This is a genomic window from Granulicella rosea, from assembly GCF_900188085.1.
GTDB classification, from domain to species: Bacteria; Acidobacteriota; Terriglobia; order Terriglobales; family Acidobacteriaceae; genus Edaphobacter; species Edaphobacter rosea.
On sequence record NZ_FZOU01000015.1, the window covers coordinates 26776 to 42465 of the forward strand.

At 60.6% G+C, this 15690-nt stretch carries 6 protein-coding genes; 2 read left to right on the forward strand and 4 right to left on the reverse strand.

The window, feature by feature from the left end:
- Window positions 1-118: 118 nt before the first annotated feature.
- The 4 genes from CHB87_RS21130 to CHB87_RS21145 form a co-directional block, all read right to left on the reverse strand.
- Entirely contained in the window at window positions 119-8665 is an 8547-nt protein-coding gene (locus CHB87_RS21130) for an NHL domain-containing protein (RefSeq protein WP_089410445.1), read from the reverse strand.
- 80 nt (window positions 8666-8745) lie between these two features.
- On the reverse strand, window positions 8746-9483 hold the full coding sequence (locus CHB87_RS21135) for a glycosyltransferase (RefSeq protein ID WP_176441910.1): 738 nt from the start codon (window positions 9481-9483) through the stop codon (window positions 8746-8748).
- Between the two features lie 153 nt (window positions 9484-9636).
- Window positions 9637-10893, reverse strand: coding sequence for a hypothetical protein (locus tag CHB87_RS21140; protein ID WP_089410447.1), 1257 nt, complete (start codon window positions 10891-10893; stop codon window positions 9637-9639).
- A 66-nt stretch (window positions 10894-10959) separates the two neighbouring features.
- Window positions 10960-12165, reverse strand: a complete 1206-nt coding sequence (locus CHB87_RS21145) for a glycosyltransferase (RefSeq protein ID WP_142988472.1) — start codon at window positions 12163-12165, stop codon at window positions 10960-10962.
- Window positions 12166-12322: 157 nt separating this feature from the next.
- Between CHB87_RS21145 and CHB87_RS21150 the strand changes: the two genes are divergently transcribed.
- On the forward strand, window positions 12323-14617 hold the full coding sequence (locus CHB87_RS21150) for a GumC family protein (RefSeq protein ID WP_176441911.1): 2295 nt from the start codon (window positions 12323-12325) through the stop codon (window positions 14615-14617).
- On the forward strand, window positions 14601-15689 hold the full coding sequence (locus tag CHB87_RS21155; RefSeq protein WP_342743597.1) for a polysaccharide biosynthesis/export family protein: 1089 nt from the start codon (window positions 14601-14603) through the stop codon (window positions 15687-15689). The genes CHB87_RS21150 and CHB87_RS21155 overlap by 17 nt, the downstream gene beginning before the upstream one ends.
- Window position 15690 lies beyond the last annotated feature (1 nt).

The window sequence follows — 15690 nt, forward strand, 5'->3', positions numbered from 1 at the left end:
CACGAACCCGCTCTAAAGTATCGGACGCCGCAGGGTAAATCGTTGCCCACCTGACCGAAGCGCGAATCTTCGGCTTCGCTCAGGTGGGCGGATTGCTGCCAACGAACGGCTCACCAACTTAGTGAGTGATCTTGCGAATCCGCTGGTTGCCGGAGTCCGAGAAGTAGATGTTGCCCTTGCTGTCGGTCACGATGCCGGTGGACACGTAGTAGTTGAAGTTGACCTGCCCGGCCGACGCCAGGCCGCCATCGCCGGTGAAGCCCAATACGCCGTTGCCGATGATGGTGTTAATGATTCCTGCCTGCGAGACGACGCGAATCCGATCGTCGCCGGTGGCTATATAGACGTTGCCCGCACTGTCGACGGCAAGGCCGTAGGGCTGATAGATGGTTGCTGACGCACCGGTGGCGCTGCCTCCGTCTCCGGAGAAATAGCATGGATAGACGGTGTAGTAAGAGGGTGAGCCAGCCAGCATTGTGACGATACCCGCCGGATTCACCTCCGCTACGTGGCAACGCTCGTCGCCGACGTACAGGTTTCCAGAGGCATCGATTGCCACGGAGAAGATTTTGTTGAATGCCATGTTGGTTGCGAGGCCGCCGTAACCCCAGTCATTCGAGCCGCCGCCGACGACGGTGTTGATGACGCCGCCCGGGGACAGCCTGCGGATACGGTTGTTGGTGTAGTCGGCGATGTAGAGGTTGCCGGCTCTGTCGACCGCGAGGCCAACGGGGTTGGCCAGCATCGCGCTGGTCCCCTGGCCGCCGTCGCCGCTGAAGCCCGATATGCCCGTGCCTGCGACGGTGACGATGATGCCATTGGGTGAGATCCTGCGGATGACGTTGTTACCCGTGTCGGCGATGAAGATGTTGCCGGTGAGATCGACCGCGACCGATCTTGGCGCGTTGAGCCATGCCGCCGTCGCCTGGCCGCCATCGCCGTAATAGCCCGTTGAGCCGTTGCCCGCCACGGTGGTGATGATGCCCGCCGGGGTGACCATGCGGATGCGATTGTTCGCCGTGTCGGCGATGTAGAGATTGCCGCTGCCATCCATGGCGACTCCGGTCGGATTGTTGACCGAGGCGTTGATGCCGGGGCCACCGTCTCCGCCATAGGTGGCGGCGCCGTTGCCGATGACGGTGTTGATGATCCCGGCGGCGGGGTTGATGTAGTACCCGGCGGTTGCGGTCAGGCTGGCGGTGTAGCTTGCAGAGAGCGTGATGGCGTTGATGGTCTCGGAGCTCGAGACGGTGACTGGCCCGGTGTAGAGGGTGGAGGCAGAGGTGGGATTGGACCCATCGGTGGTGTAGTAGATGGGGGTTCCCGAGGTGGTCGAGATCGTCACCGTCTGGGCCGCGGTGAAGGTTCCGGCTGCAGGCGAGAAGGTCGGGGTTGCGGCGGCTGGTAGAAGGGTGACGCTATAAGCGGCGCTGCTGACAGAGCTTGCGGCATAGCCGCCGCCCGAGGCGAAGGCCTTGACGGTCTGCGAGGCAGAGATGGCGATGGGTGCGGTGTAGAGGGTAGACGCCGCGGTCGGCGTGGAGCCGTCGATGGTGTAGTAGATCGGCACGCCGGGCGAGCTGGTCGAGAGGGAAAGATACTGCGTGGAGGTGTAACTTCCGGAGGCGAGCGAGAAGATCGGCGCGGAGGCGGTGAAGGCGTTCGAGTAGCTCACCTTACGGACGCGCTGATTGTAGGTGTCGGCGAGGTAAAGATTGCCAGTCTTGTCGACCCACATCCCGGTGGGGTTCAGGGTGGAGAAGTAAAGAGACGCGGTGGTCGCGTTGACTCCGTCTCCGCTGTAGCCCGAGCCGCCGTTTCCTGCAACCGTGGAGATGATGCCGCCCGTAGTTACCTTACGGATACGCTCGTTGCCGCTATCGACGATGTAGAGATTGCCGGCGGTGTCGGCGAAGATGCCATTCGGAAGATTGAGGGTTGCACTGGCGGCGGCGGCTCCATCGCCGGAGAAGCTCTTCGTGCCGGTGCCGGCGAAGGTGGAGATGATGCCAGCGGCGTTGACCTTGCGAATGCGGTTATTGCCGATGTCGGCGATGTAGACGTTGCCGCTGGCGTCTGCCGCGATGCCTCCGACGTTGGCCAGCGAGGCGCTGGTTCCGATGGCTCCATCTCCGCTGAAGCCCGTTGTGCCGTTGCCCGCGATGGTGGAGATGATGCCGGAGGTGTCGATCTTGCGGACCCGGTAGGTGCCTGCGTCGGCGATATAGAGGTTGCCATTGCTGTCGAACGCGAGGGCCTGAGGGTATGCTAGCTCGGCGCTGGTCGCTGCGCCACCGTCGCCGGTGAAGCCTCGGGTTCCGTTGCCTGCGATGGTGGAGATGATGCCTGCGGGGGTGACCTTGCGAACGCGGTTGTTGGTGCTGTCCGCGATATACACGTTGCCGCTGCTATCGACGGCAACGCCTAAAGCAGCGCCAATCTGCGCGGCGCTGGCCGCTCCGCCGTCTCCGCTGAATCCGGAGACGCCTGTGCCGGCGAAGGTGGAGATGACGCCTGCCGGCGTGACTTTACGGATGCGGTAGTTGTTCCAGTCGTCGATATAGACGTTGCCGCTGTTGTCTACGGCCACCGCATACGGGGAATAAAGCTGGGCGCTGGTGGCGGCGATGCCGTCGCCGTTATAGCCCGAGGTTCCAGTGCCTGCGATGGTGGTGATGATGCCGATGCCCTGGTTGATGTAGTAGCCGCCGCTCGCAACGGAGCTGGCGACATAGCCGGTAGGCGCGGCAAAGGCGTTGATCGTCTCGGAGGCCGCAACTGTGATGGCGCCAGTGTAGAGCGTGGATGAGGTGGTGGGGGTCGAGCCGTCGGTGGTGTAGTAGATGGGGCCGCCGCTGCTGGAGGTAAGGGTGACCGTCTGTCCCGCAGCATAGTTGCCCGGCGCGGGCGAGAAGGTGGGTGTGCTGGCGACCTGCGGGAGCGAGATGACGTAGTTCGCGATGGCGACTGAGCTGTTGTTCAGCAGACTGGTTTGGACGGCGATTGCCTTCAGGGTCTCGGATGTACGGACCGTGACGGGAGCGCTGTACAGAGAAGACGTCGTTGTCGGCGTCGTGCCGTCGGTGGTGTAGTAAATCGACGCGCCCGTTGTCGCGGTGGTGATGGCGACGACCTGGACCGAGGTGTAGATTCCGGAGGCGACGGAGAAGGTCGGCGTTGCGGCATATGCGTTGGAGTAGGTTACCTTGCGGACGCGCGAGTTGGCCCAATCGGTGAGGTAGAGGTTGCCTATGCTATCGGCGAAGATGCCGGTAGGGTTGTTCAACTCTGCGGTGACCGCATTGATGCCATCGCTGTTGTAGCCTGCCGTACCGTTTCCGGCGACGGTGGTGATGATGCCGGAGGGATCGACCTTGCGGAAGCGCTGGGCGTCGGCGAAGTAGAAGTTGCCGGCCGTATCGACGTTCACGGTAAATGGCTGGTTCAGGGTCGCGCTGGTGGCGGCGAATCCGTCGCCGGAGAAGCCTTGGACACCAGTGCCCGCGACGGTGGAGATGACGCCGGCGGAGTTCACCTTGCGGATGCGGTTATTGCTTTCGTCCGCGATGTAGATATTGCCGGCGCCATCGACCGCGACGCCCGAGGGGTAGGACAGTTGGGCGCTCGTGGCCGGTCCGCCGTCTCCGCTGAAGCCCGCCGTGCCGTTGCCGGCGACGGTAGAGATGATGCCTGCGGAGTTGACCTTGCGGATCTTGTTGTTGCCGATGTCGGCGATGTAGAGGTTTCCGCTGCCATCGACCGCGACATACAGACGGTTGGACAAGGTGGCGCTGGTGGCCAGTCCGCCGTCGCCGCTGGAGCCCTGGGCGCCTGTGCCTGCGACGGTGGTGATGTTGCCTGTCGTATCGACCTTGCGAATGCGCAGGTTTAAGCTGTCTCCTATATAAAGGTTGCCGGCGCTGTCGATGGCCAGGCCTTCCGGATAGTTGAGATACGCGGTGGTTGCTGGGCCTCCGTCGCCCCCATAGGCAAGATGGCCTGGGCTGCCCGCGATGATGGAGATGACGCCTGCGGGGGTGACCTTGCGAACGCAACTGCAGGAGCCCGCGGCATTGGTGATGTACAGGTTGCCGCTGCGGTCCATGACGGTGGTGTAGGGGAAGGCGAGCTCCGCGCCGGTCGCCTGGCTGCCATCGCCTGTGTATCCGGAGATTCCATCGCCGGCAACAGTGGAGATGATACCGATGCCCTGGTTGATGAAGTAACCCGCGCTGACGACGGAGCTGCTGGTATAGCCCGTGGCGGTGGCAATGGCGTTGATCGTCTCGGGCGTCGAGACCGTAATGGGACCGGTGTAGAGCGTGGACGAGGTGGTAGGCGTCGAGCCATCCGTCGTGTAATAGACGGCGCCGCTGATGGGGGCGGTAATGGAGACCGTCTGGGCGATGGAGTAGTTGCCTGGTGCAGGCGAAAAGGTGACCGCGCCGGGGTAGGGCAGCGATCCGGTGATCGTGTAGGCGGCGCTGGCGACGGGGCTCGATGTGTAACCGGCGCCGGTGGCGATGGCGTTGACGGTCTGCGAGGCGGCGACGGTGATGGGCGCGGTGTAGATATTGGACGAGGTGGTGGGCGTGGAGCCGTCGGTCGTGTAGTAGATCGACGTATCGGGAGAGCTGGTCGAGATGGAGACGGTCTGAGCGGCGCTGTAGCTTCCGGCAGCCGGTGAGAAGACCGGAGTGGCGGCGGCGAGCCCGGTCGAGTAGGTGATCTTGCGGACGCGCTGATTGTAGGTGTCGGCGAGGTAGAGATTGCCGAAGCTGTCGATCGTCAGCGTATCTATTGCATAGTAAACAAAGCTGAACGAAGCGGCCAGTGGACTGCCTCCGTCGCCGCCGTATGATGGGGTGCCGCCTTTTCCGGCGACGGTGGAGATGATGCCAGCAGGTGTGACCTTGCGGATGCGATCGTTGTCGGTGTCGACGATATAGAGATTTCCGGCCGTATCGAAGGCGATGCCACTTGGATTGTTGAGCAAAGCGGCGCTGGCGGGGCCGCCGTCACCGCCGAATCCCCCCGCTAAACCAGGCGTGCCGGCGCCTACGGCGGTGGTCAGATAGCCGGTGGTATCTACCTTGAGAATCCGGTTGTAGGCCGGGTCGGCGATGTAGAGATTGCCGCTGGTGTCTAAGGCGATGCCACCAATCTGATAGGACAACTCGGCGCTGATCGCCGGTCCATCGCCGGAGTAGCCTGCCGTGCCATTGCCCGCAATGAGGGTGAGCCCATGGGTAATGTGGTCCATCTTGTAAACTCGGCTACCGATGCCGCTGAACTGGCCTTGGCCTGGGTAGGTGAAGTAAATATTGCCTGCCTGATCGAATATGAAGGACTGGCTGGCCCCCGCGACAACGGTGGAGATAACACCGTCCGGCGCGATCCTGTGAATAGATCCGTCCGAGAAATAGACGTTGCCACTGTTATCGACGACCACGCCTCCTGGGTATCCGATCTGTGCGAGCGTGGCCGGTCCACCCTCGCCGGTGCTTCCGGAGACGCCCGTGCCGGCGATAGTGGAGATGATGCCTGCCGGAGTGACCTTGCGAATGCGGTAATTGACCGAATCAGCAATGTAGAGATTGCCGCTGCTGTCAACCGCAGTCGCCGTTGGAGTGGAGAGCGGTGTGCTGGTGGCGGGGACGCCATCGCCGTAGTATCCCGTCTCACCATCGCCGGCGATGGTGTTGATGACGCCGACGCCCTGGTTTAAGAAGTATCCGCCGGCCGTGACCGTACTGCTGGCATAGCCGGAGGGGAAGGAGATGGCGCTGATTGTCTCGGAGGTCTGGACGGTGATCGGACCGGTGTAGAGCGTGGACGAGGTGGTGGGGGCGGAGCCGTCGGTGGTGTAGTAGATGGCTCCTGTGGTGGAGGAGATCGTCACCGTCTGTCCTGCGGCGTAGTTGCCGGGCGCGGGCGAGAGGATGGGCGCCGAGGCGACCGGAATCTGAATGACATAGGCCGCAGAGGCGACGGCGCTGTTGTTGCTGTAGCCGGGCAAGACCGCAATGGCCTTGATGGTCTGCGAGGTGGTGAGAGTGATGGGGCCGGTATAGACCGCTGAGGTCGTATAAGCCAGGGTCGCGGTCGGAAGGGAGCCGTCGGTGGTGTAGTGGATCGTTGCGCCCGGGGTCGTGGTGGAGAGGCTTATAACCTGGGCCGAGGTGTAGGTTCCGGCCGCGACCGAGAAGGTGGGGGTGGCGGCGGCATTTGGATTGAAGTAGGTAACCTTACGAATTCGATAGTTAGCCGTGTCGGCGATATAAAGATTGCCAGTGCTGTCAACGCCTACTCCCTGGGGAACATTCAATTGGGCGGTCGTCGCGCTGATGAAGTCGCCGTTGTAGCCTGCGGCTCCGGTTCCGGCGACGGTTGTGATGACGCCGGACGAGTCGATTCTGCGGACCCGCTGATTGTCCATGAAGTAGAGGTTGCCGGCTGCGTCGGAGCTGATGTAGGTCGGCCCGTAGAGAGTGGCGCTGAGGGCTGGCCCTCCGTCGCCGGTAGAGCCTCGAACACCCGTGCCAGCGATTGTGGTGATGATGCCGTTCGTGTCGACCTTGCGGATTCTATAGTTGGTCGAGTCGGCAATGTACATATTGCCGGCTGCGTCGAACGCAACGCTGTTGGGGGTTAACCCGGCGCTGGTAGCCGGTCCTCCATCTCCGCTGAAGGCCGCCGAGCCATTGCCCACGACGGTGGTGATGATGCCCGAGGCGTCGACCTTGCGAACCCGGTAGTTTCCGGTATCAGCGATATAGGCAAGGCCTGTGTTATCTAAGCCGACGGTAAAAGGGGTGGTGAATTTCGCGGCAGTTGCGAGCCCTCCGTCTCCGCTGAAGCCCACGCCGCCAAAACCCGCGATGGTGGAGATGGTGCCCGCCGTGGTGAACTTGCGAACGAGGATATCGTTCTGATCCGCAATATAGAGGTTGCCGCCCTTGTCGAAGGCAATGTTGGATGGGCTGCTAAGGGCAGCGGGAATTGTCAGGGTGGAGATGACGCCTGTGGGGGTAATCTTCCGAATGATGTTGCCGCTGACGAAATAGAGGTTGCCGCTGCCGTCGACCGCTGGGGCTATGCCGTAGATCTCTGCATTGCTGGCCTGGGCTCCGTCGCCCGTGTCTCCATCGATTCCGCCCGCGTAGGTGGAGATGATGCCGCTGCCCTGGTTGATGAAGTAGCCCCCGCTGACGATGGAGCTGTTGACGTAGCCGGTAGCAGTTGCGATGGCGCTGATGGTCTCGGATGCCGGGACGGAGATAGGCGCGGTGTAGCGTGTGGACGAGGTGGTGGGCGTCGAGCCGTCCGTGGTGTAGTAGATGGCTCCGCTGGTGGGGGCGGACAGGGTCACCGTTTGGGCCGTGGCGTAGTCGCCGGGCATCGGGGAGAAGGTTACCGCGCCGGGGTAGGTCACAGGCGTGATGATGGTGTACGCCGCGCTGGCGATAGCGCTGGGCGCGCGGTTCAGGTAGGCGACGGCCGTGAGGGTTTCGGACGCAGCGATGGCGATGGCGCCGCCGGAGTAGACGGAGGAGAAGATCGTCGGCGTTGTGCCATTGGTGGTGTAGTAGACCGTCGCGCCGGTTGTGGTCTCGGCGATGGTCGCCGTCTGGGCGCCGGTGTAAGTTCCGGCCGCGAGCGAGAAGGTCGGCGTCGCGGGCATGGGGAGGATCGGCAGGGTCCAGTCGGGATTCGGCGCTGGAAGGGCCGGCTGGAAGGGTGCGTTGGCGGTGCTCAGGTTAAACAGATTGGCGACGTTCAGGGTCGGATTCTTGAGGATATTGAGGATGGCGCCGACGGTTTCGGTGGGCGCCGTGCCATTGGCAGGCGTCGTGTATTGCAGCAACATGCCGCAGTTGCTGCCGTCCTTGGCGACGCCGCCGGTCGAATTGATGCAGGCTGCAAGGATGTTCGCCAGGGTGTCGATCTCGACGCTGGAGGCGTAGTATCCGGCGGGCAGCGTCGTGCCGGGAGCTGTGCCGCTGGCCACGTTCACGTACTCGGCGGCCAGCGAGAAGGCTGATGCCAGCGATGTTGCATCGCTGGTTCCGGAGCCGATGGCCGCATACGAGGCCATATAAGGATAGAGTGCGGCGGTCGAGCCGACGGTGGTGACCTCGTTGAGCGTGATGAAAGTAGCCGGCGTAAGCGAGCCGCAGGGTCCGAGCGCGGCCAGCAGGATCAGGTCGGAGTTGTTGACGGGGCTGGCGAAACCGGGATTGCCGCCCGTGCTGACGAGGTAGACCTCGGTCGAGGCGCTGGGGCAGGTGTAGTCGCCGGTGATGCCGAACGTGCCTACGGGCAGGCTGTTGAGCTGGTTTCCGGCGTTGGCGTTACTGTTGGACGCGTTGCCGGAGCCGTCGCTGGTGGTGACGGTCTTGGTCAGCAACGCCTGCGACGGGGAGCCGTCTCCGGTTGCGCCCACCGCATAAAGCTGGATAGTGGCACCGCTGACGGGCTGCTGCCCGCCATGCACCAGACCCTTTATCGCATACCCGGTGGTGCTCACGGGAGTTGGCGTCGGGGTGTGGGTGCAACCGGTAAGGGCGAGGCAGGCGGCAAACGCGACGGAGAAAACTGCCGCCGTCGACGTTTTTACGCTGGACGCGGTAGACGCAAAGGCGGACAGGCGGAGCTTGAACATGGAAATCCTCGTGTGCAAGCTGTTCTACCCATCGCCTTGTGTAAGCGTGGGGATTGTTTGCAGGTATGCCGAGAATTTACTTACTCGTTCATGCGTTTTACACGGTCGGCGCCGGTGATGACCTTAGCCGCCATCGAGCTCGCGATGCGCCGCAGAACGCTGAAGGCCACGCGAGGAAGACCCATCTTCAGGTTACGGCGTTGTGCTCTTGCGGCCTGCAGAATGAGCTTGGTTTTATTGCGGCCGCTGGTGGCTTCCGCTGTAAATTCATTCTCGCTGAAAAGAATATCAGCCGACTGTAACTTCAGCGTACGCGACATGCGAGTGACGACGTCGTAGTCGGCGCAGATCGTATAAGTCATATCGTAAGGAAACTTCGCATGCTCGCGGCGATCGAAGATGGTGGCTTGGTGCAGGCCGGGCTGGCCGTGCCAGAGATAGCTGGGATCCTTCACCTTGCGCTTCACCTGCATCACGCCGAAGCTCATCAGCGAGCTGCAGAAGAGAATTCCCGGCCTGTCTTTGACGAGGACTTCTTTCGCCTCGGCGAGGGCAGTGGTGGTCGCAAGGCGGTCGCCGCTGTTCAGCAAGATGACATACTCGCCGGTCGCGCGAGCCAGCCCCTTGTTCATGGCGTCGTAGATGCCTTTGTCGCGCTCGCTGACAACGGTTACGCGCGGGTCGTCCCAGGTTCGCGCGAATTCAGGTGAGCCATCGGTCGATCCGCCGTCGATGACGAGCCACTCCCAGTCCGCGCATGTCTGCCGGCTGAGAGACTCCCTGGTCCGCTTGAGACCGTCCAGGTTGTTCCAGACCACGGTGATTACGGAAAAATAAGGGGACGATGAGGAGGGGGGCGCCGGCTGGGAGGGAAGTGTGGGGGTTGGATCGATCATCGGAACGGACTTCCTTATTTGAGGTTTTTCTAAAGGTCTTTGGAAGAATGCTCCATAACACGGATAAGGCGTATCTCAGATCTTGTTTGCGAGGGAAAGGTCGATGGCGCCAGGGTTCGTTTGTGACTGCCAGCTCTGTTTCACCCGTGAGGGCCTCGAAAGAGTCCATGCCGGGTTGTTCGATTTGAAGCGCATGGAGACAATGAAGATAGCGATCAGCAGGGAAGATTCGATACTGAGAAAGCTGCTGGAGGCGCCTGTCGCCAGAATAAGATAACTTCCGGCCAGAGCCATGGACGTATCTCTGCGTCGCAAGCATCGAATGATGAACAGAACAACCATCGTAAAAGGCACCAGCGCCATGAAGCCGAAATACATGACGAACTCGTAGACGCCGTTGGTGATCTTGGCCTCACGGAAGTCCAGGAGCTCTGCCGAAGAAGCATTTCCAACGACCGAGGCATTGGCTCCAATCGGGACGCCCATGGGGTAGTGCGGCAGCAGTCCTTTCAGCACGAACAAAGGCAGGACGGTACGCACCAGGGTCGAGTTGTCGCTTTCGCCGCCTACGCCGACCTCCAGCCGCTTTTCAAGCAGCGGCCATGCGATGGCAATGATCAGAAGAGCCGCGATGCCGAGTCCGACGATCGATTTCTTCATACCAGCCGCATAAAAGACCATTGCGGTTACGACGAGAATGATGATGCTGAACGAGCTGCTGAAGATGAAGGCCATCGCGGTATAGGCAATAAAAGTGTAAGGCTTCTTATCGCGGACCAGCAGCATCATGGCGAGCGTACTGGTGACGCGACCGAACATGGAGGGCTCGTAGTAAGAGCCCACGGCGCGCGTTGCATCCGAGGCTAATACATTGGTATAGCCTTCGAAGAAGTTATTGATGGAGATAGGTTGAATTAAGGTGTATCCGATGGTGGTGCCGAGAAACGTAAGACCTATGTATTGCAAAGCGCCCAATGCAAGCAGGATCCACAATACTTTATCGGGACGCATATCGCGAATCACCGAGCGCCGCTGAAAGGCGCACCAGATCACAACGACAGAAACAAGCCAAAGCGCATAAGATGAAAGAAAGCGCGTGATTCCGAGCGAATAAGTGCTTCTGAACGCCACATGTGCTAAATAGACCAGAATAGGGTAGAGCGCCATCGAGGCAAGCTCGAGCGTATAGCGTAAATTCTTTCCGTTGGCGATGAAGGTGGCAACGATGAAGATGGGCACATATAGGCTACCCACGGTCACGGCATAGGTTCCCACCATAAGGATCTTGGCATAGAGCAAAAAAACGACGAGCGAGAGTCCTACTTTACCCATGCGGGGCGCTCCTGGCGAGGACGTACATTTGGGTAATTCTGTGTCGGGTCATAGGATTACTCGGGGTTACGAAGCGGTGGGAAGCATCTCGCGATAGAGCTGGATATGGGTGTCCGCCATGGTTTTGCCGGAGAAGATGGCGAGTGCGCGGCGGCTGAGTTCGATGGAATCCATACCACCATAGAGTTCTTCGATTTTGTCGTTGGCGATGACGTCGGCCATAGCCTGCCGGTCGGGCAGCGTGCGTCCGCCTACCTTGGCGAGAATCTCATCAGTTGCCGGGGAGTTGTATGCCAGCACATGACATCCGGCGGTCAGCGCCTCGATGACTGTAAGGGGTGCATTGTCCGATGTGGAGCAGAAGACCAGGGCGCGTGCGCGAAGCAGGATTTTGACCATCTCTTGACGTGCCCGCACTTCGCCCAACTCTTCGACATTGGAGTAATGGAATGGATTGTTACGGCCCGCCAGGATCAATGGAATCTCGGGCCGATTCGCGAGCTTCTCCACGAGGGCGTGATCGACCTTGACGACGGAGTTCAGGTCGGCGGCGGAAAACAGGAAGCCTCGGCGCGCGGCGACGGTATCCCGATTCAGAGTCTCTTCTTCCAGCGCAGCTTCAAACTCGGCGTCGATGGAGTTCGGCACTACCTGGATCGACGTATTGGGGAGAACGGACCGGTAGTTGCCTGCCAGATGTTCCGCTGGACAGAGGAAGCGCGGGGCAGGAAGACGTGCGATTGCTGCCAGTTTTTGCTTCCGGCGCAAACGCGATATATCGAATACTGTCTTGAGATCGTTGAAGCGCAGTTGACCGCACTCGCCACATCCACGTTCCCATCCGGTGCATCCCGCAAGCAGCCCGCAACGTCCGGTAATGAACCACCAGTCATGTGCCGTCAGTACGATAGGTTTGCGATGGCGGACGACGAGATCGACGAGATGGCTCCAGTTCAAATAATAATGATGCGGTGCGTGAACGTGGACGATGTCGGCTGCTTGGATGGCGCTCTCCAGCAGAGCCGGACTGCTGGTGACCATGTCGTATCCGAGCAGGGTGTGGCTTATATAGTTGGTCATCACAGTGGCTTTGGTTGCCAGTCGCTGGATGTTGGGGTCGCCTGCTACGGCGGGATCGTTGGTGACGCCGGAGCCGTATCCATAGAGTAGGCGGCTATCGACGCCAGCCCCCCGTAGCCGCTTGTGAAGGTCCAGCGCGACTCGTCCGGCTCCTCCCTGAGAAGCACGGATGTTTAACAGCAATATCTTCACCAGAAGCTCCTGTGCGATCTCGTCTCAACAGTTTACAGGAAGATGCAGACAGAGCGAGGCTTCCTCGCGAGGGTCGTGGAGCCCCCTGAAGGCGGCGGGTCGGGGGTGGTTCGGTCTGGTATATTCTAAGAGATCAAGGAAGAGCACCCCAGACCATATGGCTTTTGATAATAACGACGCGTCCATTGCGAGCGATTTAAACGACGCGGAACAGGGATCGAGCGACCTAACCCTTGAAAGCGTTTGGGAGTTCCTGCGACGGCGCAAGATCTGGATCGCGCTCGGCATCGTGTTGGGTTTCCTGTCAGGCCTGGCGGTTTATCTCCATACGCCGCCGCTTTATACGGCAACGGCCATCGTCGAGTTGAATAAAGACTCATCCTCCGGGCTCGGTCTTCAAGAGCTTTCCGGTTTGAGCGACTCGCTGAGCGGCGGGATGGAGCTCAACACCGACATGTTGACCCATCAGCGGATTCTACAGAACGACAATACGGCCCTGTCGGTGATCTCCTCGCTAAATCTCATGCAGGAGCCTCCTTACAACGAGATCCCCAAGGGGAAGCTGCATGATGTGTACGAGCGTGAGCGCAGCCTGCCGCTCAAGGATGCACCTTATACCCGCGACCGCGTCTTGGCGATCTTTCATAAAGGACTCCAGGTAGAGGTACTGAAAAGTACGCGCCTGCTTGCCGTCTCTTACACCGACACGGATCGCAACCGCGCCAGCAAGATTGCCAACTATGTCGTGCAGGCGTACCTGCAAGACAATACGGAGAACCGTTACCAAGCGACCTCTATGGCGTCTACCTGGCTCACGACGCAGCTTGAGGATCTGAAGCGGAAGATTGAAGAGAATCATCGCCAGGTCGCGGCTTTTCAGCAAAAATCCGGCATTGTCTCCGAAGGAATGAGCGCCCCCGCTCCATCGGCCGGCGGTGGAGCGCGCGGCAATATCGGAGCGATGGCGCCGAGCGTCGACAGCACGGCGTTTCAACGGTTGAGCGCACTGAACGAAGAGCTGACCCGTGCTGAGGTAGCCCGCATCCAGCGGGAGGCTCTGTACCACATTATCCAGACCAATGATGTCGATCTGGTCCTGAACAGTGCCAGTTCGCTGGGTGCCGGTCTGGCCGGCGGCAATGAAATGCGCGTGTTGGGTACTTTGCGCGAACAGGCCTCGGCGATCAAAATCCGGATGGCCTCGGAGTCGGTCAAATTCGGCTCTCAGTATCCTGCGGTGCTGGAGCTGCAGAACCAGCTCAACTCCATCGATGCGCAGGTTCACGAGCAGATGGTCCGCCTGAACTCCGAGACCAGAAGCAGCTATCTGCTGGCCAAGGCCGATGAGGACGGGATACGGAAGCGCGCGACCGATCAGCGGCAACAGGTGCTCGAACTGGGCAACAGTCTTACCGCGTTGACGTTCCTGCAGCAGGAAGAGAACACCAGTCGCGGTCTGTATCAGGATCTTTATACCCGTTTGCAGGAAGCGAGTATCTCTGCCGGCGTACGGTCGACGGATATGGTCATTGTCGATCCCGCCCGTCCGCCGAGCCTGAACTCCTCGCCCAACGCAAGCCGCCTGCTGGCGACCGGCACCGCTGCCGGTCTTCTGCTGGGCCTGCTGATTGGCATCGCGCTTCACCTGCGGGATCGATTTCTTTACACCATCGAAGATTTCCAAGCTGCGTGGTCCGCTCCCGTGATTGGAGTCGTTCCCCATTTTGTGGAGAACGGCCAGAGCAAGAATGTTCCCGCTTCTCCAGACAAACAGGAGGATGCCGCCTGGCTGATTCGCGCTCCTAAGTCGAAGTCGGCGGAGAGCTATCGGCAGATTCGCACCGCCATTCTTTTTTCAAGAATCGACGATCCGCCGAAGGTCATTCTGTTCACCAGCGGCATCAGCGGCGAAGGCAAGTCGACGACGGCCTACAACATGGCGGTGGCGTTCGCGCTGCAGACCAAGCGGGTCTTGTTGATCGATGCTGATATGCGCCGGCCGACGATCCGAGAGCGTGTCAACCTGCAGCAGGGACGCGGTCTGAGCGATCTGCTCAGCCTGAACCTGGAGCTCGACGAGGTGCTGCAGCAACACCCGAACCAGGACAATCTCTTCATCATCGAAGCGGGCACCATCCCGCCCATGCCCGCAGAGCTGCTGGGGTCCAAGCGCTTCCTTGCGATCCTCGAAAAGGCGCGCAAAGAGTTCGACTACGTGCTGATCGACGGCCCGCCGGTTTTGCTGGTGACCGATCCGCTCCTGATCGCCCCGCATGCCGATGCGATCGTCGCGGTGTTCCGTTCAGGCAGGTCCACCAAGCAGGTCGTTCGCGCAACGGCTTCGATGCTGCGGCAGTATAGCGGCCGTCTGCTGGGCTATGTCGTCAACGATGTGGAATCAAATCAGACGGCGTACGGTTACGGTTATGGTTACGATGCTTACTATCAGTAAATGGATCGACCAACCGGTCCAAAGGGTGAGATTTCAAGGGGTGAGAGCGGTGGCAAAAAAAAGTCTTCTGTACTCAGTTTGCCTGCCGAGCATATTCTTTCTCGCCGCATTCTGGTGCACTCTTGCGTCCGCCCAGACGAATACCTCCGTTGGCGCCAATTTAGATCAGCAGACGACCTCGCCTTCCCGGGGATCGTCCGCTTCCGCCTCCAGCTCCACCGGCCCTATCGCACTCCCGGAAAATTTCGGCCAGTTGCGCATCGGAGAGGCGTTCCTGTTGAACTTCGAAGTGGACGGCGTGCCGGAGCTATCGCAACAACTCACCGTCGAGGGTGGGAATATTGTCGTTCCTCTCCTTGGTCCCGTGCAGGTCGAAGGCGACAGCCTGAGAACCGCCGAGGGTAAGATCGCGAAGTTGCTAGTCGATGGCAAGTTGCTGAACAATCCGCTTGTGCATCTGCGCATCCTGCAATTTTCAAAGCCCTATGTGACCGTCGCCGGAGAGGTGCAGTCGCCCGGCCGTGTTCTGCTTCTCAGTCCACGCAGTGTGGTCGATGTGCTGGCGCTGGTTGGCGGCGAGACCACAGCGGCAGGCGGAACGGTGGACATCCGACGTATCGGAGCAGCGCCCGACACCGAGATCGAACAGGTGCCTTACACCAACGGAAGAGACTCCGCCGTGGCCCGCAACACCCTCGTCTATCCGGGAGACGAGGTCTACGTCCGCAGATCGGGCGTCGTGTACGTGCTGGGCGAGGTGCAAAAGCCCGGCGGCTATCTGATGGTTCACTCCGGCACGCTCTCGGTGGCCGAGGCAGTCTCGCTCGCGCAGGGCACGACGGCGATCGCCTCACTGGGCGAGGCGGTGGTCATACGCCGCAACGACAATAAGCTGGAGCGGATCACGGTGTCGCTTAAAAAGCAGGAGCGCGGCGAGGACGAAGCCGTCCAGCTAAAAGATGGCGACATGCTCTACGTGGCGACGAACAAGATCAAGTCGGCCTTCGTCACAACTCAGGGCATCATCGGCGCGGCCCTGGCCTCCGCCATCATCGCCTCATCGCAGCGATAGC

Excerpts from the sequence above, each read along its gene's own strand:
- CHB87_RS21130 (WP_089410445.1), bottom strand. The coding sequence starts at position 8,665 with ATGTTCAAGCTCCGCCTGTCCGCCTTTGCGTCTACCGCGTCCAGCGTA.
- CHB87_RS21140 (WP_089410447.1), bottom strand. The coding sequence starts at position 10,893 with ATGGGTAAAGTAGGACTCTCGCTCGTCGTTTTTTTGCTCTATGCCAAG.
- CHB87_RS21150 (WP_176441911.1), top strand. The coding sequence starts at position 12,323 with ATGGCTTTTGATAATAACGACGCGTCCATTGCGAGCGATTTAAACGAC.
- CHB87_RS21155 (WP_342743597.1), top strand. The coding sequence starts at position 14,601 with ATGCTTACTATCAGTAAATGGATCGACCAACCGGTCCAAAGGGTGAGA.